The sequence below is a fragment of the Streptomyces gottesmaniae genome (assembly GCF_031845845.1).
GTDB classification, from domain to species: Bacteria; Actinomycetota; Actinomycetes; order Streptomycetales; family Streptomycetaceae; genus Streptomyces; species Streptomyces akebiae.
On sequence record NZ_JAVRFJ010000007.1, the window covers coordinates 73,577 to 91,950 of the forward strand.

Annotated in this window: 31 protein-coding genes; 28 read left to right on the forward strand and 3 right to left on the reverse strand. The window is 70.1% G+C overall.

Annotated elements, in window-relative coordinates:
- The first annotated feature begins 64 nt into the window (after positions 1-64).
- From RM704_RS10355 to RM704_RS10485, 28 genes are all read left to right on the forward strand, one after another.
- Positions 65-664 (forward strand): RNA polymerase sigma factor, encoded by a 600-nt coding sequence (locus tag RM704_RS10355; protein ID WP_052146356.1) that lies wholly within the window; start codon positions 65-67, stop codon positions 662-664.
- Positions 661-1,425 carry a BN159_2729 family protein gene (locus RM704_RS10360; protein ID WP_052146357.1) on the forward strand — a complete coding sequence of 255 codons (765 nt, stop codon included), beginning with the start codon at positions 661-663 and terminating at the stop codon, positions 1,423-1,425. The genes RM704_RS10355 and RM704_RS10360 overlap by 4 nt, the downstream gene beginning before the upstream one ends.
- Positions 1,422-2,156 (forward strand): DUF2786 domain-containing protein, encoded by a 735-nt coding sequence (locus RM704_RS10365; protein WP_033530597.1) that lies wholly within the window; start codon positions 1,422-1,424, stop codon positions 2,154-2,156. The genes RM704_RS10360 and RM704_RS10365 overlap by 4 nt, the downstream gene beginning before the upstream one ends.
- Positions 2,153-2,860 carry a hypothetical protein gene (locus RM704_RS10370; RefSeq protein ID WP_052146358.1) on the forward strand — a complete coding sequence of 236 codons (708 nt, stop codon included), beginning with the start codon at positions 2,153-2,155 and terminating at the stop codon, positions 2,858-2,860. The genes RM704_RS10365 and RM704_RS10370 overlap by 4 nt, the downstream gene beginning before the upstream one ends.
- A complete protein-coding gene (locus RM704_RS10375; RefSeq protein WP_033530598.1) occupies positions 2,857-3,153 on the forward strand; it encodes a hypothetical protein in 297 nt (98 codons plus the stop codon). Before RM704_RS10370 ends, RM704_RS10375 begins: the two co-directional genes overlap by 4 nt.
- Positions 3,150-4,433 (forward strand): ATP-binding protein, encoded by a 1,284-nt coding sequence (locus tag RM704_RS10380; protein ID WP_052146359.1) that lies wholly within the window; start codon positions 3,150-3,152, stop codon positions 4,431-4,433. The genes RM704_RS10375 and RM704_RS10380 overlap by 4 nt, the downstream gene beginning before the upstream one ends.
- A 78-nt stretch (positions 4,434-4,511) precedes the next feature.
- On the forward strand, positions 4,512-5,984 hold the full coding sequence (locus RM704_RS10385) for a UvrD-helicase domain-containing protein (RefSeq protein ID WP_033530816.1): 1,473 nt from the start codon (positions 4,512-4,514) through the stop codon (positions 5,982-5,984).
- Positions 5,981-6,484: a hypothetical protein gene (locus tag RM704_RS10390; RefSeq protein WP_157856774.1), complete on the forward strand. Its 504-nt coding sequence runs from the start codon at positions 5,981-5,983 to the stop codon at positions 6,482-6,484. The genes RM704_RS10385 and RM704_RS10390 overlap by 4 nt, the downstream gene beginning before the upstream one ends.
- Positions 6,481-6,753 (forward strand): hypothetical protein, encoded by a 273-nt coding sequence (locus RM704_RS10395; RefSeq protein ID WP_033530600.1) that lies wholly within the window; start codon positions 6,481-6,483, stop codon positions 6,751-6,753. The genes RM704_RS10390 and RM704_RS10395 overlap by 4 nt, the downstream gene beginning before the upstream one ends.
- Positions 6,750-7,190 carry a WhiB family transcriptional regulator gene (locus RM704_RS10400; protein ID WP_033530601.1) on the forward strand — a complete coding sequence of 147 codons (441 nt, stop codon included), beginning with the start codon at positions 6,750-6,752 and terminating at the stop codon, positions 7,188-7,190. Before RM704_RS10395 ends, RM704_RS10400 begins: the two co-directional genes overlap by 4 nt.
- 79 nt (positions 7,191-7,269) lie before the next feature.
- Positions 7,270-8,265, forward strand: a complete 996-nt coding sequence (locus RM704_RS10405) for a hypothetical protein (RefSeq protein ID WP_157856775.1) — start codon at positions 7,270-7,272, stop codon at positions 8,263-8,265.
- Positions 8,262-8,963: a zinc finger domain-containing protein gene (locus RM704_RS10410; RefSeq protein ID WP_033530603.1), complete on the forward strand. Its 702-nt coding sequence runs from the start codon at positions 8,262-8,264 to the stop codon at positions 8,961-8,963. The genes RM704_RS10405 and RM704_RS10410 overlap by 4 nt, the downstream gene beginning before the upstream one ends.
- The gene (locus RM704_RS45540) at positions 8,960-9,244 is read left to right on the forward strand and encodes a zinc finger domain-containing protein (RefSeq protein ID WP_033530604.1); all 285 of its coding nucleotides are present in this window, start codon (positions 8,960-8,962) and stop codon (positions 9,242-9,244) included. The genes RM704_RS10410 and RM704_RS45540 overlap by 4 nt, the downstream gene beginning before the upstream one ends.
- A complete protein-coding gene (locus tag RM704_RS10415) occupies positions 9,241-9,534 on the forward strand; it encodes a hypothetical protein (protein ID WP_033530605.1) in 294 nt (97 codons plus the stop codon). Before RM704_RS45540 ends, RM704_RS10415 begins: the two co-directional genes overlap by 4 nt.
- Positions 9,531-9,743 (forward strand): DUF6011 domain-containing protein, encoded by a 213-nt coding sequence (locus tag RM704_RS10420; RefSeq protein WP_052146361.1) that lies wholly within the window; start codon positions 9,531-9,533, stop codon positions 9,741-9,743. The genes RM704_RS10415 and RM704_RS10420 overlap by 4 nt, the downstream gene beginning before the upstream one ends.
- Positions 9,744-9,745: 2 nt before the next feature.
- Positions 9,746-10,240 (forward strand): single-stranded DNA-binding protein, encoded by a 495-nt coding sequence (gene ssb, locus RM704_RS10425; protein WP_052146362.1) that lies wholly within the window; start codon positions 9,746-9,748, stop codon positions 10,238-10,240.
- Positions 10,240-10,413 (forward strand): hypothetical protein, encoded by a 174-nt coding sequence (locus tag RM704_RS10430; RefSeq protein WP_192829794.1) that lies wholly within the window; start codon positions 10,240-10,242, stop codon positions 10,411-10,413. The genes ssb and RM704_RS10430 overlap by 1 nt, the downstream gene beginning before the upstream one ends.
- Positions 10,414-10,468: 55 nt before the next feature.
- Positions 10,469-11,083, forward strand: a complete 615-nt coding sequence (locus tag RM704_RS10435) for a WDGH domain-containing protein (RefSeq protein WP_157856776.1) — start codon at positions 10,469-10,471, stop codon at positions 11,081-11,083.
- Entirely contained in the window at positions 11,076-11,519 is a 444-nt protein-coding gene (locus RM704_RS10440; RefSeq protein ID WP_033530606.1) for a hypothetical protein, read from the forward strand. The genes RM704_RS10435 and RM704_RS10440 overlap by 8 nt, the downstream gene beginning before the upstream one ends.
- A gap of 78 nt (positions 11,520-11,597) precedes the next feature.
- Positions 11,598-12,809: a 3'-5' exonuclease family protein gene (locus RM704_RS10445; RefSeq protein WP_033530607.1), complete on the forward strand. Its 1,212-nt coding sequence runs from the start codon at positions 11,598-11,600 to the stop codon at positions 12,807-12,809.
- Between the two features lie 65 nt (positions 12,810-12,874).
- Complete coding sequence (locus RM704_RS10450) at positions 12,875-13,357, forward strand: hypothetical protein (RefSeq protein ID WP_033530608.1); 483 nt, start codon at positions 12,875-12,877, stop codon at positions 13,355-13,357.
- Positions 13,354-13,500, forward strand: a complete 147-nt coding sequence (locus RM704_RS10455) for a hypothetical protein (RefSeq protein ID WP_157856777.1) — start codon at positions 13,354-13,356, stop codon at positions 13,498-13,500. The genes RM704_RS10450 and RM704_RS10455 overlap by 4 nt, the downstream gene beginning before the upstream one ends.
- Positions 13,497-13,832, forward strand: coding sequence for a hypothetical protein (locus RM704_RS10460; RefSeq protein ID WP_052146364.1), 336 nt, complete (start codon positions 13,497-13,499; stop codon positions 13,830-13,832). The genes RM704_RS10455 and RM704_RS10460 overlap by 4 nt, the downstream gene beginning before the upstream one ends.
- Positions 13,829-14,932 (forward strand): hypothetical protein, encoded by a 1,104-nt coding sequence (locus RM704_RS10465; RefSeq protein WP_033530609.1) that lies wholly within the window; start codon positions 13,829-13,831, stop codon positions 14,930-14,932. The genes RM704_RS10460 and RM704_RS10465 overlap by 4 nt, the downstream gene beginning before the upstream one ends.
- Positions 14,929-15,168 carry a hypothetical protein gene (locus RM704_RS10470; protein ID WP_033530610.1) on the forward strand — a complete coding sequence of 80 codons (240 nt, stop codon included), beginning with the start codon at positions 14,929-14,931 and terminating at the stop codon, positions 15,166-15,168. Before RM704_RS10465 ends, RM704_RS10470 begins: the two co-directional genes overlap by 4 nt.
- Positions 15,165-15,653, forward strand: coding sequence for an HAD family hydrolase (locus RM704_RS10475; protein WP_033530611.1), 489 nt, complete (start codon positions 15,165-15,167; stop codon positions 15,651-15,653). Before RM704_RS10470 ends, RM704_RS10475 begins: the two co-directional genes overlap by 4 nt.
- Before the next feature lie 93 nt (positions 15,654-15,746).
- Positions 15,747-16,619, forward strand: a complete 873-nt coding sequence (locus RM704_RS10480) for a hypothetical protein (RefSeq protein ID WP_033530612.1) — start codon at positions 15,747-15,749, stop codon at positions 16,617-16,619.
- 457 nt (positions 16,620-17,076) lie between these two features.
- Positions 17,077-17,259 (forward strand): hypothetical protein, encoded by a 183-nt coding sequence (locus RM704_RS10485; RefSeq protein ID WP_033530613.1) that lies wholly within the window; start codon positions 17,077-17,079, stop codon positions 17,257-17,259.
- A 58-nt stretch (positions 17,260-17,317) separates the two neighbouring features.
- On the opposite strand, the gene RM704_RS10490 is transcribed toward RM704_RS10485, so the two are convergent.
- The 3 genes from RM704_RS10490 to RM704_RS10500 all read right to left on the reverse strand — a co-directional run bounded on the left by RM704_RS10490 (position 17,318) and on the right by RM704_RS10500 (position 18,263).
- On the reverse strand, positions 17,318-17,542 hold the full coding sequence (locus RM704_RS10490) for a hypothetical protein (RefSeq protein ID WP_033530614.1): 225 nt from the start codon (positions 17,540-17,542) through the stop codon (positions 17,318-17,320).
- 43 nt (positions 17,543-17,585) lie between these two features.
- Entirely contained in the window at positions 17,586-17,924 is a 339-nt protein-coding gene (locus tag RM704_RS10495) for a DUF6233 domain-containing protein (protein ID WP_033530820.1), read from the reverse strand.
- 93 nt (positions 17,925-18,017) lie between these two features.
- Entirely contained in the window at positions 18,018-18,263 is a 246-nt protein-coding gene (locus tag RM704_RS10500) for a hypothetical protein (protein WP_311590492.1), read from the reverse strand.
- Positions 18,264-18,374 lie beyond the last annotated feature (111 nt).

The window sequence follows — 18,374 nt, forward strand, 5'->3', positions numbered from 1 at the left end:
GACGGCATTCCGGAACGGCCCCCAACCACAACCCGCCAGCCCCTACGTCAAAGGAGAACGGACCGTGAACACACAGGCTAACGCCAAGATCACCTCGCCGGGAGGTGAGCGCACTCTCATCGAGCGGGCCCGCGTCGGTGACCGGACGGCATTCGCCACCCTGTACAACGACAACCAGCAGGTTGTGTACCGCTACTTCTACGTCCGGGTCCGGAACCGCCAGCTCGCGGAGGACCTGACCCAGGAAGTCTTCGTCCGGGCGCTCCGCCGGATCAGCGCCTTCCAGTTCCAGGGTTCGAACATCCAGGCCTGGCTGGTGACGATCGCCCGCAACCTGTACTTCGACCACCTGAAGTCGGCGCGGACGAGGTACGAGCGGCCGACCGACGAGTTCTTCGAGGCCGTCGAGCAGGACCGCAGCGCGGAGACCGACGCCATGCGGGAGCTGGAGGTCGTCGAGGCCGCCGACACCGTGCGGCGGGCAATGTCCGTGCTCAACCCGAGTCAGCGCCGGTGCGTCGAGCTGCGCTACCTCCACGGCCTGTCGGGCCCGGAGACGGCGGCCAAGCTGAAGATCACCGTCGGCGCCGTGAAGTCGATGACGTTCCGCGCGATGGAGGAGATGCGCGCCGAGCTGCGTGCCCCCAAGGGGATGGCGGCATGAACAAGAACTTCCCCCACGCCGTCCGCGTCATCCGCGCGGCGCTGGCCTCCGCAGCCAACGACCCGGCGGCCGCCATCGCCCAGGCCCTGAACGAGGCCCGTCTCCTGGTCGACCCGGAGCGCTCGTACGGCACCGTGCTGCACCGCACGGCCGCCGGCGGATGGTCCCAGGACCCGCAGGCCCAGCCACACCCGGAGCGGGAGCTGACGGACCTGGAGCAGCAGGCCGTCGCATGGGACCAGTCCCGCGAGCGGGCGCGGCTGGTCGCGGCTGCCATCCAGCAGCACGCCGGTCAGCACCCGGCCTTCCAGAGCATCCGCACGGACGGCGACCGGGTCCTGGTCGCGTTGCAGATCACGGGCCAGGCGCAGTGGTCGGAGTGGCGCCGGTACTTCGGGATCACGCACGACGCGGAGCGGCCGATGCCGCACGCGGTCGGTGGTGACGGTTACCGCGATGGGGTGCGGGTGTCGGTGGTGGCGTACGACGTTCCGCAGGTTCGGGCTCGGGCCGCGCAGGCGGCGAAGCGTCCGTTCCTCGTCGACGGGGTCGTGTACGACCTGGCGCTGCCGCAGAGGGACAGCAACGGGGACGTCTGGTACTTCCAGGGACAGCAGACGGAAGACGGCATGCCTCTGATGTCGGCCGACGGGCGCCCGGAGCGCTGCTCGCTCGCGAACATCGTCGCGCAGGTCGGCCCGTTGCTGTCCGTCAGGACGCCCGTGACGCCCATCGCCGCCAAGGGCGGTGAGACCGCATGACGCAGCCCAATGACTCCCTGTTGGCGCGGGTGCGCGCCCTGCTGGCCAAGGCCGAGGACCCGGCCTCCACGCCTGCCGAAGCTGAGGCGTTCACGGCGAAGGCCAGCGAGCTGATGGCGAAGTACGGCATCGAGCGGGCCATGCTCGCCGACGCGAACGCCGAGCCCGACGTTCCCGCTGACCGGATCGTCACCATGGACAACCCGTGGGCACGGGAGAAGCAGAGTCTCGTCGCCGGAATCGTGGAGGCGCTCCGGGGCCAGGCAGTACTCCGGGACTGGGGCTCCCTGCACCGGGTGCACATGTTTGGCTTCCAGTCGGACCTGGAGCGCGCCGAGCTGCTCTACACCTCCCTGCTCCTCCAGATGACCCAGCAGCTCGCCCACGTCAGCGTGCCTTGGGGCGAGAACGCCAGGGCCTACCGTCGGTCGTGGATTCTCGGGTTCCGTCACGAAGTGGTCCGCCGTATCAAGGCGGCCGAGGCCCGCGCCGTCGCCGAGGCCAGCAGCCCGGAAGCTGTGTCCTCGACGGGACGGAGCACCGAGCTGGTGCTGGCTGACCGCAAGGCCATCGTCGAGCAGCGGGTGCTGGCGGAGTTCGGGAAGCTCAAGGCCCGTCGCACGACGTACCAGGGCTCTGGCTTCCAGGATGGCCGGGCGGCGGGGCGTACGGCGAACATCGGGCAGACCGGCCTGCGCGGTGGACGCCGCGCGATCGGCGGTGACCGATGAAGATCTCGCGCCTCGCCATGCTGGCGAAGAAGACTGTCGAGGCTGCGTGGCTGAACGCCCCGGCCTACGACCTGGCGACGCTTGCCGCTGAAGCTCTGGAGTCGGCGCAGCTGCTCCAGTCGCCGGAGACGGCCGCCGACGCTGAGCGCCTACGTGTAGACCTGGCGCAGGAGGAGTTGGCGTACGAGCGGCTCCGGGTAGCTCTGGAGTCGGCCAAGCGCGGCCGCCGCTGGCAGCGCTCCCGAGTGGCCGAGCTGGAACGCCTGCTGACCGCCTCCGAAAGGGCGTCTGAGACGAACTTCTGGTCGTACGTCAGCCAGAAGGACCGTGCTGATGCCGCACGCGACGATGCCATCGCCGCGCTCACCGAGGCGGCCGAACTCACGCCCGAGCACGCCGAAGCCCTGTTGGAGCGGGCACGCGAGATCGCGAAGGCACCGACTTGGCCCGCTCTCCACCCGACAGTCGCGGTGTACCGGGCTAGGTGCGATTCCATGCGCCTCGGTCTGTACGCCACACCCCGCGCCGCTCGGGCGCACTGCACCGCCCACGCCCGCAGCCGTTTCCCAGGCGTCTCGCTCGCCTGGATCGACGACGCGGACGGCGGCGGTGACTTGGTCGCCGGGGACATGGAGCGCGCGACTGGCTACTCCGTGGCAGCGATGACCGTCGAATCCGCGTACGACCCGGACGGTGACGAGTGAGCGCGTACACCACCGGCTTCCAGGCCCTGACCAGCGGTCGCGCTCTGCGGCCCGACGAGGCCGCCGCCCTCCTGGCCGACCTTCGCAGGGAGGCCGGCCAGGAGCTGGCGGACGCCCTGGAGAAGGACCTCGACGGCAAGTACCGGCGCACCGACACCGACACCGACGGCGAGTTCCGGCGGAAGCGGAGGAAGTACGGCGCCGCGATGGCCACCGTGAACCGCCTCCGCGAGTTCGCCGCCTCCTCTCTCCTTCTCTCCCCGCCGCACCAGCGCAACCGGAGCACGTCATGACGACCTTCACCTTCGCCCCCGCTACCCGCGAGACCGCCAAGGCCCGTATTGCCCTCCAGGGCCCCGGCGGATCCGGCAAGACCAAGACCGCCCTTCGTATGGCCGAGGGCCTCGCGGCCGGCGGCGCCATCGGAGTCGTCGACACCGAGCGCGGCTCCGCCCTCAAGTACGCCCCCGTCCCCGGCCGCCCGGACATCGAGGCCCACGAGTTCGCCCACCTGCCGATGGCGTTCTGCTCGCCCGAGAACCTCATCGCCGCGGTGAAGGCCGCCGAGCAGGCCCGGCTCGCCGTCCTCATCGTCGACTCCTGGAGCCACTTCTGGGCGGGCAAGGGCGGCCTCCTCGCCCGCGTTGAGGAAGAGGGCAGGAAGATCAGCGGTGGGAAGTTCTCCGCCTGGGACCCGGTCAACAAGCTGGAGCAGGACATGCTGGACGCCCTGCTCGGCTTCCCCGGCCACGTCATCGTGACGATGCGGACGAAGAACGACTACGAGCTGACCGGCGGCAAGGTCAAGAAGCTGGGGGTCAAGACCGTCCAGCGTGAGGGCGCCGAGTACGAAGTCGACGTCGTGATCGACATGGTTGCGGGCACCGGCACCGTGACTAAGACCCGGTACACCGCGCTGGAAGACGCGTGCGTCCACCACCCCGGCCCCGACTTCGCCGAGGCGATCCTGGAGCAGCTCGGCCAGGGCGTCGACCCGGTCCAGGCCATCGTGGACGAACTGGTCCGCGAGGGGCTGACGTATGACCGAGCGCTGGAGATCCACGGCCAGGCGCAGAGTCGGAACCTCCTCGGAGCCGACCTCCTGCACCCGAAGACGGGCGAGCCCGGGAAGCTCGGCGACCTGATTCGGGAGTACGGGCAGGCCGTCAAGCCCGTCACGAACGCCCCGTCGGCCCCGTCAGCGCCGCCCGCCGGGCAGAGCGCGGGCACCCCGGCCGCCGCTCCGTCGGACGCCGAGCAGGGCCAGGGCTACGAGCCCGTTACGGCCCCGCAGATGCGGATGATGCACGCCTGCTTCACCAAGGTCGGCCTCGGCCACAAGGACCTGCGCGAGCAGCGTCTCCGGTCCACCTCGTTGATCGTCGGCCGCCCGCTCTCCTCCGCGAACGAACTGACCAAGGGCGAGGCGCAGACCCTCCTCGACACGCTCACGCAGTGGGGCGACCGCGAGAACCCGGCCGACGAGTTCGCCGCGATGGTCCAAGGCCTGGAGGACCACGCCATCCGGGAGGCGGGCGACGCCCTGTACGTCGGCGCCGCTCAGTCCGCCTGATTCACCACTGACCGCGGGCCCGCCCCGACCCCATGCGGGGCGGGCCCGCACCTTCCAGAGAGGAGGTGCACCCCAGTGGTGAACCCCACCCCAGAACAGACCGACGCGATCGACGCGTACGGCGACGGGCTGGACCTCGTCCTCCAGGCCGGCGCGGGCTGCGGAAAGTCCTCGACGCTCAAAATGATCGCCCGGTCAGACCCTCGGCGCCGGATGACGTACGTCGCCTACAACTCGGCAATCGCCGCCGACGCCCGCCGCAGTTTCCCCGGCACGGTCCTCTGCAAGACCGGCCACGGCCTCGCCTTCGACCCGCGGTATGGCCGCCGTCTCCAGCGGCCTCGCCAGACTGCCCACCAGGCCGCGCAGGCTCTGGACGTCCGCTCGATCCTCGGGATCATCGGTGCGACCCCGACGATCCCCACAGATCTCGGCCACCCGAAGGCCATGACCAGCAAGGTCATCATGCGGATGGCGTTGGACACCGTCGAGCGCTACTGCCACAGCGCTGATGCGGAGATCGCGGCCAAGCACATCCAGCGCTACGACGGCCTGACGAAGCGGCAGGCCCGCGCCGAACTGGAGAAGCTGGTCCTGCCGGTCGCCCGGGCAGCGTGGGAGGACCTGAAGCAGGACGACAGCGTCCTCAACCTCTCCCACGACCACTACCTGAAGATGTGGGCGCTGACGAAGCCGAGCATCCCGACGGACGTGGTTCTGCTCGACGAGGCGCAGGACACCAACGACGTGCTCTCCGCCGTCTTGCTCAACCAGGAGCACGCGCAGCGCATCGCGGTCGGCGACTCGGCCCAGCAGATCTACAGCTGGCGCGGTGCTAACGACGCGTTGGAGAAGTTCGTCCGCGAACTCGGCTGCCCTGAGCTGACCTTGAGCCAGTCGTTCAGGTTCGGCCCGGCGATCGCCGCCCGCGCCAACATCTGGCTCCGCCTGATCGACGCCCCTCTCCGCCTCACCGGCTGGGAGGCCGCCGAGTCCGCCGTCGGCCAGCTCGACGCCCCCGACGCGATCCTCTGCCGCACCAACGCGGGCGCCATGGGCATCGTCATGGAGGGCCTCGCAATCGGCCGGAAGGTCGCGCTGGTCGGCGGGGGCGGCGACATCAAGCGCCTCGCCTGGGCCGCCGAGGCCCTCCAGGGCGGCCAACCGACCGACCACCCCGAACTCTGCGGCTTCGCCTCATGGGACGACGTCCGCCAGTACGCCGCCGAGGAAGACGGCTCGCTGGAGGTCCTGGTGAAGCTCATCGATGAGCACGGGCCGACCAGGATCGCCGCGGCTGCGGACGGGCTGTGCTCGGAGCAGCAGGCCGAGCTGGTCGTCTCCACCGCGCACCGGTCGAAGGGCCGTGAGTGGCCGGCCGTCCGCATCCACGCGGACTTCCGGGCGCCGAAGCCCGACCAGGCGACCGGTCTGGTCATCCTGCCCCGCGAGGAGGCCCGCCTCGCCTACGTGGCGGTGACCCGGGCGCGCGAGCAGCTCGACGACACCGCGCTGGCGTGGGTGCGCGACGTGACGGCGGTGAGCGAATGAGGCTCCCCGAGCGTATGCGGCACGTCGCCCTCCCCATCTACCTGGGCGTGCCGGTGGGTCGGCAACGGGACTGGATCCACGTCCCCATGGGCGCCCCCACGGTGTGGATGGCCACCCCCGACGGGCTGGCCTGCCTCGACCTGATCGCCGTCGAGCGCGCGCTCAACGGCCTCCGCGGGGAGTGGACGCTCAGCGCCGACGAGGCCTTCTACGCCGCCACCGTGGGGTTCGCGCACGGGCTGACGTACTCCGTCATCTGTGAGCGGCTCGGGGTGAGCGGGTCAACGATGCTGGCCTGGTTCCCGGGAGGCAAGGCCGAGGCAGCGCAGGCTCCCCGGCGGTCGCGCCAGCCGGCGAAGTGCGGCACGAAGGCCGGATACCACCGGCACTACCGCCACAAGGAAAAGCCCTGCGAACCGTGCCGTGCAGCGAAGGCTGTGGCCCACAAGTACTACCGCGAACACGGGACCTACGTCGGGGCTCCGGAGGTGGCGGCATGACGCCCGTCAACGCCGTCGCCATCGGCCTGTCTGTCCTCTGGCTCATCGCCCTGACCTCGTACGCCGCGACGCTCCGCAGCCCCCGCAGGGGGCCCGGGGTGCACGGGCCGCCCGGACGCCCGTCGTACGCGGAGGGCCTGGAGCGGCTGCGTACGGCCATCGCCGCCGCCCGCCGCGAGACCCAGCCCGGCGCACCCTCGCCGGACCTCAGCCGGTGCCAGGAGATCTGGCCCGACGCCCCGAAGCACACCCCGAAGGAGTGGCCGTGACGGAGACATCGAGGGAGTGGGAGCTGAGGGCCGTGTGCCGCAACCAGGACCCGAACATGTGGTTCTCCAAGGCCACCTGGACCAAGGCCAAGAAGATCTGCATGGAGGTCTGCCCGGTCCGCGAGGAGTGCCTGGAGGCGATCCTCGCTCGTGAATCGCTGACGGCAGACACCTTGCGCTTCGGGATCGTGGCCGGGCTCACGGGCGCGCAGCGCGCGAAGCACTCCGCCGTAGCCAGTGCTGCGAAGCAGGCAGGCAAGCCCAAGCCGAAGCCTCCAGGAGCGGGCCGCCCGCTGGCGCCGTGCGGCACGAAGTCCGCGTACGAGAGGCACCGCCGCAAGCGCGAGCCGATCGACCAGGCCTGCCGGGACGCGAACTCACTCGCCAACAGGGAGTACCGGCGCACCGGCTCTACCAAGGTCCCTGCCTCCCGATGAGCGCTGGTGGCCCGGCGGATGAGACCGGCCGCCGGGCCACCAGCCACCACCAGCACAACCCCAGAACGGAGATCAGTACGTGGGCAGCCGCCTGTACGTCGAGGTGCTCGACTACGCACCGACGACGCTGACGCACCGCGAGAAGCTCGCGCTCTCGGTGCTGGCGGACGATGCCCGGGACACCACGCGGATCACCTGGTCCAGCGTCGAGTCCGAGAAGATCCTCCGCCGTGCGCAGGTGTCCCGCCCGCAGATCTACGAAGTGCTCAAGGCCCTCGTGAAGAAGGGCGTCCTGGAGAAGGTCACGGCCGGCCAGAAGAACGGGACGGCGAAGTACCGGATCCTCCCCCTTCAGTGTCCGGTGATTCCAGACGCTGACCCTGATCCCCAGGGTCCGGATTCACCGGACACTGACGGCCCTCAGAGTCCGGAAACACCGGACCCTCGACCCCAACTTAAGGGTCTGGAAAACCCGGACACTGAACCGGATCAGTCTCCGGAATCTCCGGACACTGACGCTGAACCCCAGTGTCCGGAAAACCCGGACACTGACGAGTCTCAGTGTCCGGAAATCCCGGACGTCAGTGTCCGGGAATCCCGGACACCTACTCTCTCTCCTCTCTCTACAGGACCTCACTCTGTGGGGGACCCCCCGTCTTCGACTGATCCTCAAGACGGCACACCAGACGAGGTCATCGAGGGCGAGCCGGTCGACGACGCTGAGGCCGAGGAAGCCGAGACCCCCGTCACCGCGCAGACGATCGTCGGCGAGTGGCTGGACCGCTGCTCCGAGCGGCCCCCGTCGCGCGTCATCGGCCAGCTCTCCAAGGAGATCCGCGTCCTCCTCGATGAGGACCGCATCCACCCGGACTGGATCCGCCGCGGCATCGCCCGCTGGATGCAGAAGGGCCTCCACCCGGCCACCCTCGCGAGCGTCGTCCACGAGGTCATGAACACCACCGGCCCGGCCGGTACCGCGCCAGGCCAGCAGCCCGCCGGTGAATCCGTCTTCGACCGCGCCCGCGCCCGCGCCGCCGCCCGCGCTGCAGCACGCCAGGAAGGACAGCCCCAGTGACCGAAGAAGAAGCTGTTCAGATCGCCGAGTACGTCGCCGCTGCCTGCCCGGCCCAGAAGTTCGGCGAGTACACCCCCGACGTCTGGGGTGAGATCCTCGCCCCGTACGCCGTCGACGAGGCCCGCGCCGCCGTCATCGCTGTCGCCCGCCGCAAGCCGTTCGTCTCCCCGGCCGAGATCGTCACCGAGATCCGCGAGCGTCGCGCCGAGCGCATCGAGCTGGCCAACGTGGTCTACAACGGAGACCCCACCGAAACCGGCGCCGAGTCCGCCGCATCCGTCCGCGCCCTCATCCGAGCCGCCGCAGACGGCCTCACAGGCCCCAGGAGCATCGGGATGTCCCTGGGGGTCGGTGATCGCCTCGCGCTGCCTCCAGGCGATGATCACGGCCCGTACGAGGGTCGTGCAGCCGCGGTCCGCGCCGCCATCGGCAAGATGCCCGCCGACCGGGACGCTTCCCAGGACCCCCGCGGCCGCCCCTGCCGCCGCTGCGGAGCCGCCCCCGGCAACAGCTGCACGACCGGCGGCCGCCGACGCCGCGACGTCCACCCCATCCGACTGGAGGACACCCAGCGCGCGGCCGCCGGCCTCGCCCTGGCCGACCTCGACGCCACCGAGTCCCGCATCAAGGCTGCCTCAGCCGCCGCACTCAGCCTCGCCCGCGACGAGGGCCAGGAGCAGGAGGCCGAGGCGTCATGACGACCGTCGCTCGCCCTCGCCGCCCGTACCGGTTCGCCGCGATGGCCGTGCAATGCACCTGGTGCCGAGCCCAGGTCGGCGCCCTGTGCACGAACCAGCGCAGCACGCAGGACCGACGCAAGGACGTCCACGAAGCCCGGCAAATCGACTGGATCAGGGTCATGTCAACCCGATGCCCTGAGTCCATCTGCCAGGCCACCCCCGGCCACCCCTGCACCCTCACCCCCGACCTCCACCAGGCCCGCATCACCGCGGCCCACACCCCAACCCCCACGCCATGAAGCGACTCGCCACATGCCACGACTGCCGCCGCCCCATCCTCTGGACCATCACCGAGGCCGGAAAGCGCCTCGCAGTCGACCCCGACCCCGACTCCGCCGGCAACACCGCCGTCCGCTGCGACGGCGTCGGCACCTGGCGCTCCCGCCGCCCCACCACCGAGCTCCCCATCAACGGCTGGGAGCGACTCCACATGCCCCACGTCGCCACCTGCCCCAACCGCGCCGAGCAGCTCGCGCTCCCCGTGGGCGTGACCAGCCTCGCCGAGCATCGTCGAAAGAGACGCCAATGAAGTGCCGCTACTGCCCCCGTCGACTCCGCACGAAGGAGTCCCGGGACCGCGGCTACGGCCTGATCTGCGGCCAGAAGCTCGGTCTGATCCCGAAGTCGACACCCCGTCAGCGCCGCGTGACGACAACCGTCACAGCCGTCACGACGCCCGGCGTCCACCCCGACCAGACCGCCATCCCCATCCAGCCCGAACTCCCGAAGGAGATCTGATCTTGCTGCCCAACCTGACCGGCGTCGGCCGACTGACCGCCGACCCCGAGCTCCGCTTCACCCAGTCCCAGAAGGCGGTCGCATCGGTACCGCTCGCCTTCAACTCCCGTCGGCTGAACAAGCAGACGAACGTGTGGGAGGACGGTGACGTCTTCTACATCCGCGGTACCGCTTGGGAGCGCCTCGCCGAGAACGTCGCCGAGACACTCGCCAAGGGCATGGAAGTCATCGTCACCGGCGAACTCCGCACCGAGTCATGGGAGAAGGACGGCCAGAAGCACGAGCGGCCGGCACTCCTCATCCGCTCCATCGCCCCGAACCTGGCGTACGCCGTGGCGAAGGTGTCGAAGGACGCCGCGAGCCAGCAGAACGGCGGAGACCAGCAGCGGCCCCCGCAGAACCAGCAGCGGCCCCAGGGCCAGCAGCAATACCGCCAGGGCCCGCCCCAGGACGACCCCTGGGCTACCGGCCCCAGCAACAACGAACCCCCGTTCTGATGGCCATCGTTGTACGGCTGACAGGCTCTGACGACCTCGGCGAGATCATCGAAGGCCTCCTCACCGCCGCAGACGCCAAGCAGACCGACGCCCCAGCCCTCGCCACCCGGTGGCGCGCCCTCGCCCACGACATCGGCGACGCCCTCGACCAACTGCCCCAAACCCCGCACTAACCCGCAGCGGACAGGGTCCCCACGCAGGGACCCGCCCCGGCCACCAAACCGGAGCATGTCCATGCCACTCAAGCTCTTCCGCAGGAACCAGGAACCGGAACCGGTTCGCCCCCAGTTCCAGCCCCTCGCGCGCGGTACTAACGGGGACTCCACCCCGATCGGCGACCCGGTCACCATCCTGTCGACGGCCCTGGCCGAGGTGAAGGATGAGGCTGCGCGCTGGAAGCGGCACGCCGACACCTTTGCCGAGGAGCGCGACACCGCCGTCGAGGCCTTCAACGCGAAGGTCCAGGAGGCGCAGACCGCCGGGAAGGAGCGGGACGGTGCGTACCGGGAGCGGGCGCAGCTGCTCGCCTGGCTCGCCGCGCTGCACCCGTCGACGACCGTCATCACTACCGCCCCGGACATCGACGAGGACGGCTGGCAGCTGCTGTACCTCGTGGCCGGCGGCTGGCAGATGTCCTGGCACATCTCGCCTCGTGACGCCGACCTCTTCCGGCACGTGACGGCCGTCGAGCCGAGCGACGCCCGGGCGCAGTGGGACGGGCATGGGACGGAGCAGAAGTACGAGCGGATCCACAGCCACGTCCGGCTCCTGGCCCTCGATGTGCTGGGCGCTGACGGGTCGTCGACGGCCGTCACGGAGGTCCCGGCGGTGCGCAGTGCCTGAGCCCCGCACTCTCCCTCACGACCAATACATCACCGCCGTCGTCAACGCCCTCGCCGCCAACGGCCTGTGCCCCGACGACTACTGGACATCCGACGCCGAGATCGACCGCTACGACACCGGCCCGGACGCCGGCTGCACCACGATGCTCAACGCCTACCTCGACTGGGACACCGCCGAGGCGCACGAGGACGGCATCGCCCTGATGTGGGACCACCCCGCCGAGCAGTGGCAGTGGGCACCGCGCAAGAGCAGCGGCAGCCTCGCCCATGACCCGGAGTTCCTGCCGACGCTGCCTCGCTGGGCGCGCCCAGGCGCGGTCGTCGCCACGGTCCGGGACCTCCTCGCCGGCCGTGCGGTGTCGACCATGACGTCCGGGCTGTGGGAGCAGCACGAGCAGGCGCAGGCCGCTGTCGACTCCTGGGCCGCCGACTCCTGACCAGCTCGAAGGCCGCCCCTGCTCGAACCGGGGGCGGCCGAGCCCACCATCTCACTCCACCACCAGGAGCAGACCCTCGTGATCAACATCGCCTTCGTGGACTGCGAGACCACCCACCTCGACGCCGAGATTGGCGAGGCCTGGGAGGTCGCCGTCATCCTCCGTCGACAGGACGGCACGCACACCATCGACACCGAGTACGTGTGGCAGTTCGCCATCGACCGGACGGTCGCCGACCCCGAGGCCCTGCGTATCGGCCGCTTCCGCGAGCGCCACCTCGTCGACCCCGAGTGGGGTGCCGCGTTCACCGGCTCCGGCCCGATCATGCCGCTGAGCCGCACCAGCGCCATCGACGCCATCGTCCACGTCCTGCGCGGCGCCGTCCTGGTCGGCTCGAACCCCGGCTTCGACGACCGGTTCCTTCGCAAGCTCCTCGGCCCCGGCTCCGCCCAGTGGCACTACCGGCCGTACGACATCGTCCAGCTCGCCGCCGCGAAGATCGGCGCCCAGGCTGCCGGCCCCCTCCCGTGGCGCGCGCACGTGCTGTCCCGGGCGGTCGGCGTAGAGCCACCGACCGAGGAGGCCGCGCACACCGCGCTCGGAGACGCCCGCTGGGCCCGCGACGTGTACGACGCCGCCACCGCCTGGCAGCCGTTCGAGCCCACGCCGGAGGACCGCGCCCGGCACGCCATCGGCCTGTACACCAAGACCGCCATCGAGCTGGAGGACGCACGCCGCGACCTCGCGACGAGCCTGGCCGCGACCGCCCGCGCCGAGGAGCTAGCCACGGAGTTGCGAGCGGCCCTCGCTGGCCCGTCGCCGAGCCCTCTGCCCGCTGGCTTCCGCGCCGAGGTCGTCGTGGCCGTCAAGTGCGCTGTCTGCCAGTACCAGTTCGACGTGGACGACTCGCACACGGTCCTCTTCGCCAACGTCGAGCAGGCCCACGAGGTCCTCCGAGACCACGGCTGGACTGTGCTCACCGACGGCAGCGCCATCTGCGACGACGAAGGCGACGAGCACCAGGCCCTCCGTCAGCCCGGTGACGCCCCGTCAACGCCCGTCAACCCTGACCAGACCGCTCTCGACGTGCTTGACGACGACGGCGAGGAGGACGGCGACTCCGACAGCGACGTCTTCGAGCTGATCTCCGAGATCGCTGGACGCCTCAGCGACGCCACCGACGAAGGCGAGTACCACGCCGTCGGACTGATCGGCGACCTCGCCGAGGGCCTCACAACGGTGGCCGAGGCCCGGACCGCACTCGCCGAAATCACCTTCCGGCACGTCTGACCCCACCCGGCCGCCCGCTGAAAGTACGGGCGGCCGGCACCCCACCCACCACCCAGGAGCACCGAGTGATCGACCAACCGCCCCTCACTGACGAGCGATTCACGGTCCTCGAGAGCCGTGCTGACGCCGCTACCCCCGGGCCATGGGGCATCTACGAGAGCGGCAGCATGATGGACATCGCGGCCGACCTCGAGGAGACCGGCTGCGGCTACCGAGCGCGCCGTGAGATCGCCCGATTCGAAGAGGAACCGCTCGACAACGATCCGGCCCATAAGGAGTGGACGGCCGAGGAGGACTGGGCGCAGGTCCGTGCGGACGCCGTGTTCATCGCCCACGCCCGCACCGACGTACCCGCCCTGATTTCTGAGGTGCGTCGCCTCCGCAACGAGCTGGTCGACTCCCCGGACAGGCCGAGCCTCGTGGGCGCGCTGGAGATCGTCGAGTCCTGGTTCGTGGACGTCAACGACGGCCACGGCCTCGACGCCTCCGACCTCATCCACAGCCTGCAGAAGGCCGGCTACCGGCTCCCCGGCGACGCCCCGTCATGACGCACGTCGTCGCGGTCTTCGTCCTCGTCGTCACGGTCGCCGCGATCGTCTGTGGCCACCACAACGAGGGCGCCCCACCCTTCGCCGCCCGGCTCCTTCGGTCCGTACGGCGCCGCACCAACCACCCCCGGAGCGACACATGAGCTACCTCGCCCTCTTCACCACACCCGGCATGAGGGATTTCGCCGAGGCCGTGGACGCCGAACGGCAGCGCCAGCTGGAGCAGTTCGGCGACCAGCACCACCCGATCATCACCGGCGCCCACAACGTGGCGCTGTTCGAGCGCCTGGCGGAGGGCCTGCGCGCGGCGAACGACGACCCGGCCCAGCGGTGCTGGATGACGATCCTCCTGGAGGAGGCGTACGAGGCCGGCGCCGAGCGCGACTTGACGAAGTTCCGCGCCGAGGTCGTACAGATCGCCGCGGTCTGCCAGGCGATCATCACCGACCTCGACCGGCAGGGAGCGCGCCGATGAGCCAGCCCCAGACCGGTAGCGCGGGCGAGGACCGCGCCCGTACCCACATCAAGGCCCTGCTCACAGAGGCCAAGGTCCTGACCGAGGGCACGGCTGGCACCACGGCCATGGCCTTCGGCTCGGGGATGCTCACCGGCCTTGCCGCCTCCGTTCAGATCCTGGACGGAGGCACGGCCGAGGCCGCCATGGAGACGATCGTGCAGCGCCTGGAGGCCTCGATCGGCACGGCCTACCTCGACGGCAGCCTCCCGCCCACTCCGTCGCCAGCACGCGACCAGATCGTCACCGTCATCCGAGAGTTTCCATTCGACAACTACGCCATGGACGACGTCTCGTACTCGCTCGCAGACCGCCCCGAGACGCAGGAATGGGTGCCCGCCCTCGCCGACGCCGTCTTGGCTTCGGTCCCAAACGACCCCGAGCTCCGCCACCAGCTGAAGGCCGCGATCGCGGCGCTCGGCAAGTCTGAGACCGAACTCGCCCAGTGCCGGCGCCGGAACCGCCTCGCCCACAAGGCGCGCCGCGCGAAGGAGCACCAGCTCGACGGCATCCGCCGCGCCCTCTGCGACATCGGCGCCATCCAAGACGACGACCCGTACAGCCACGCCGACCTGGAGGACGTGATCCGGCAGGCCGGGCGGCTCGACGAGCTCACGGCCGCCGTCGCCGCGGACCTCGACTCGTACGGCGAGGACGAGGACCAGCACTGCGGCCCGGTCGTCCCGCCCTCGTTCATGGACACCATCCGGCAGGACGAGACCGCGCGCGTCGAGCACGCTGCCGCCGTCGAGGCAGCAACCGCCCCGGCCTGGCTCCGCGAACAGATCGCCGTTGCTGTCCGCAGCGTCCTCTACCAGGACCTCCCCGGGGACATGGGCCAGCACGTCGCAGACGCGGTGCTGGCCGTCATCTTGCCCGTCACCCGCATCACCGCCGCCCTCACCCGCGACTCCGAGGCCGCCGTGCAGCGCGTCATCGCCCTGTACGAGCGGTGGGTGAAGGCCGGTCCACCGAGGCTCGGGACGTCCCTCGCGCGCTCGTGGGACGAGCGGCTCGTTGAACTCCGCGAAGCCGTCCTCGGCACGAAGGACCCGTCATGACGGGTCGCACAATCCTGGTCGTGCTGGCCATCAACTACGACGAGTTCCGGGCCTGGTGCCGGGACAGCGGACTGTCCCCCGACGACCCCGAGGTGGTGTTCGTCGACAACGAGTACCGCCTGTGCGGCTTCTCGAACATCAAGGTCATCCGCTGTCGCCACTGGGGCTCCCACCCGCATGCCCTCCGCATCTCCCAGACCGCAGAGATCATCGAGCAGAGGAACCGCCCCTCATGACCATCGCAGTCGACTTCGACGGAGTGATCCACTCCTACCGCCGCGGCTGGCAGGACGGCAGCATCTACGACCAGCCCATGCCCGGCGCCCTCGACGGCCTGCGCCAACTCATGGAGCAGGACGCCGTCTTTGTCTTCACCAGCCGGAACACCCAGCAGGTCGCCGACTGGCTGTTCGAGCGCGGCGAGTTCAACATCACGTGGGAGCCGCCTGGCGAGACCACCTGCGAGTTCTGGAACGACAGAGATCGCCTCCTCGTCACCAACCGGAAGCTCCCCGCCACGGCATATCTCGACGACCGTGCCGTCCGCTTCACCAACTGGGACCAGGCCCTCGCCGACCTCATGCCGGACCAGGAGACATCCGGGCGGGACTTGGAGGACGCCATGCAGCGCATGAAAGAGCGCACAAAGCAAGCGGTCCAGGCCGAGTTGCGACGCCTCATGCGGAAGGCCTCGCGGTCGCCAAGCCGAATCCCACGCTGAGCATGCGGAAGGGGCGCGCTTCACGTCTCGCCAGACCAGCGCGCCCCCGGCAGTGATCACCGTACCGCCCCACCCAGACACCGGAGCAGCACCGTGACCGCAGCCACCACCCCCACCCCGCCCAATACCTGCGGCGCCTGCAACCACCCCCAGGACGCCCACGACACCCGCAAGAGCCACTGCACCACCTGCCAGGCCGACTGCGCCTACCGGCCGCCCCGCCTCCTCGCCTGCCGCCTCTGCTACGAGGAGGCAGGCCGAGAGATCCACCCGCACCCCGAGTGCCCGATCGGACACCTCGACACGGTCGTCGACCGCTGGTCCACCTTGGAGGAGCGTGCCGGCACCCGGCCCACCACCAGCTGGCCGCCGGCCATGGGCATCACTCGGCTCATGTCCGACGAGGAGCGCCAGGAGCTCGCCGAGGAGCGAGCCGACAGCAACCCGGACGCCCCCGGGCCTCGCCCGGCCCCCGTCGACGTGGATGTCCTGGACGTCATGACGACCGTCGAGACGGGTCTCGTCACGGCTGCGGACTGGCTCGCCTCCCGCATCCAGCGCGAGCCCGTCAAGGCCCCGAACGGGAAGGGCTGGGGAGACGAGGCGCACAAGGCGGCGGTGCTGCTCGCCGCGAAGGACGCCGCGGACCCGGCCCGGTGGCGCTTCACCGGGCAGCGCACCGCGACGGCGGCCGCGGCCTGGCTCGCCGCGCGCCTCGCAGACCGCCCCGGTCCGGCCCGGCGACTCGACGACGGCGAGCGCGGCGCCATCGTCGAGGTCGCGCGCATGGCCAGCGAGCTCATGCGTCGGGCCCTCGGTGACGCCCGTCGCGTCGAGGCCGTACCGCACCCGTGTCCGCACCCGTGCGGGGGCCAGCTGGTCGTCGAGGGCGGGGACGGGGAAGCTCCGGTCGTCCGCTGCACGGACTGCGGCCGCACCTGGACCGAGAAGACGACCGCCGCTTGAGCCTCTGGGGATGCGCTCGGGTCACCCATAACGGGCACTGCCGTGTGGTTTGGCACTCGGGACCGGGGCCGATAGAGGCGTTCACCGAGATTCGCCATATTTATCAGTATTTAGGCGAGCTTAGCGCACGAAAATTCCAGGAGTGAATTAAAACATTTGAGGGCTTTTATAGCCTTTTGTCCACTCGAATCGCAAGAGTCTAAACGTGGCGAAAAGCCGCAGGGAAGGGGTTTATGAGAACTGAGGGATAAACCACAGAGGTCGCGAAATCCTTAGATCGGATTCGCCTTTGCCGGTCGGGGCGTCCAAGATTTCTCTCAACCGCGAAGGCCCGCCGGCGCTACCTCTCACAGCACTGCCGGCGGGCCTTGGTGGGGTCTCGTGTCCCTGCAAGAGAACTGGACCCACAGTGGACAGTACACAGCCTGCCCCGCAGAATGCCCCCGCATCGCGCGCGATGCTCGTCACGTCCTTCGCGCTTGGAGCTGGCAACATAGGCTTCGCGGCTGGCATCTTCGCCTCGAATGTCGGCGACCTGAGTCTCTACGCCGCGACTGGCACCGGGACTGTCGCCGCAGCAGCAGCCTTCGGCATCGGGATGAGCGTCGCCACCTTCCTGAAGAAGGACAGTCAGAATTAGGTTTCCGAGCTGTCTGACCCTCGACGCCCTGTCATCCACGATGGATGGCAGGGCGCTTTCATGCCTCCGGTCCCCATGCTTCCGGCCCTCCGCCGCGCCACTCGATGAGTCCGCTCGCTCGCACGTACGCCGCGTCCACGTCGTCGTCGAGGCCAGCCCGGCGCAGGAACTCCGCGATGTCCCGCAACGAGCGCGCCCGCCCCAGGACCTCCCCGTCCACGCGCACCCGGCGCCCGCCCTCCTCGTCCGGCGGGTACACGATCACCGGCATGACGCTCGCCATGACCACATCGTCGGCTGTACGCGCCGGGCCCGCATCTGTGCGCTCACTCGACGATGCCGAGGGCCGTGTCCGGGCGGCAGTGCGAGCACGCTTCGACTCCTTCGGCGAGCGCCCGCCGGGCCTGCGCCTGGTCGACGCCGCGACGCATCCCCCGGGCCATGTGGCAGTCCCCAACGTGCACGTACATCGGGGGCCGGCCGACACCTATGCCCCGCTCGATGAGCCAATCCGGCGGGGGTGGGGGTGGTCTCCGTGCCTCAGCGGCGGCGACCTTGCGTTCCTCTTCCGCGATCCAGCGGCCGATCTGGTCGAGCTGGTGGCGGAGGTAGGCGTCGACGACGCGGAGACGGGCGAGGTAGTCGGGGCGAGGCTTTTCGTTCACGCGTTCGAATCTAGCGCGGTATGCCCACCACGACGACCCCGGACGCAACGAGGCCCCCGCGCACACGCGCAGGGGCCTCGCACACCACTCCATCTAGGCGGCCGCCGCCTCCTCGGGATGCCGCACGGCGACCTTCACCGCCATCTCCAGGTCGTACCTGGACATGCCCGGATCCTCTCGCGCGGCGTACTCGGTCACCGCGGCCTGAAAGGTCTCGGCCGCCTTGCGCCAGCGTCGCCACTGCTCGGCATACTCCTCACCGTCGAGGCCAGCGAGCTTCTCGCGCTCCTCTTCGGCGGAACGTTCCATCATGATCAATTCGTCGGCGATGTCTGCCACGAACACGGATCCTAAGCGGCCGTGCCCCGACATGACGCCCGTCAGCCCGTCCGTCGTTGGACACACCCGCCGCACAGGGGCCAATTGGTCGTCTAGTGCTGGGAGACAAAT